At 55.3% G+C, this 780-nt stretch carries 2 pseudogenes; both read left to right on the forward strand.

The annotated features are described in order from the left end of the window. Window positions 1–349: pseudogene (locus tag NPS47_RS25250) on the forward strand (hypothetical protein); the annotation flags it as partial. After that, window positions 346–780: pseudogene (locus tag NPS47_RS25255) on the forward strand (hypothetical protein); the annotation flags it as partial. The pseudogenes NPS47_RS25250 and NPS47_RS25255, both read left to right, overlap by 4 nt.

The raw sequence follows: 780 nt of genomic DNA on the forward strand, positions 1-780 counted from the left end.
GATTGGTCCGGATGCAGTTGAGGATCAGACTGCACGCTTCGACAGATCTAAAGGCATATGGGCCACCTATCTGGACGACCTTATCAAGGCTGCAAAGTTGAGGGGCTGGATTGTCACCTTGTTGTGGGAAGGCTTCTGCGGAGTTTTCATTTTTAACACGCTACTTATAGACGTTCTTGAACGCTGGAAACTGAACCCACCTCCAAGCCTGACCTATCCCGCCATTATCGAATGGTCCAAACCGCTGCCCCCCGAGCAATGGGCCAGGCGCTCCCTGGAGCTGGAAGCCGCCATCGCCAAGCGTGAGGCCGAATTGGCCGCGCAGACGCAAGCGACGGACAAGACATGAGTACGCCACCGGCTGGCACCACGAAAAAACGGCTGTTTTCGCGTAACGACTACTTGGCACCATTGCCCATCCCTACCGGTCGAAAACCCTCGGACGTGCTCAACATCATTTGGCGCAAGAACGAGGTGTTTCTCGATATCGGCAATTACAGCATCGGTTCGGCAGTGATGGTGATATGGCCGGTAGTGATACTATTTTTGGGGCTAGCCTACTTCTTAAATGACTCTGACGCGCTGATCTTGGGGGCTTGTATTACGGGCCTCCCTATCTTTTTTGTGATCCAAGGCCTGGCCCGCGAAGTGCCCTTACCGGTACGCTTCAATCGGCAGCGCCGTGAAGTGTGCGTACCACGAGCGGATGGCGAATACTGGATTGTCCCTTGGGAAAGCGTGACCGCAGCGGCAACGCAACATTCGTCGGTGAGCCAGGCC

Source organism: Pseudomonas putida (assembly GCF_028682475.1).
GTDB classification, from domain to species: Bacteria; Pseudomonadota; Gammaproteobacteria; order Pseudomonadales; family Pseudomonadaceae; genus Aquipseudomonas; species Aquipseudomonas putida_AG.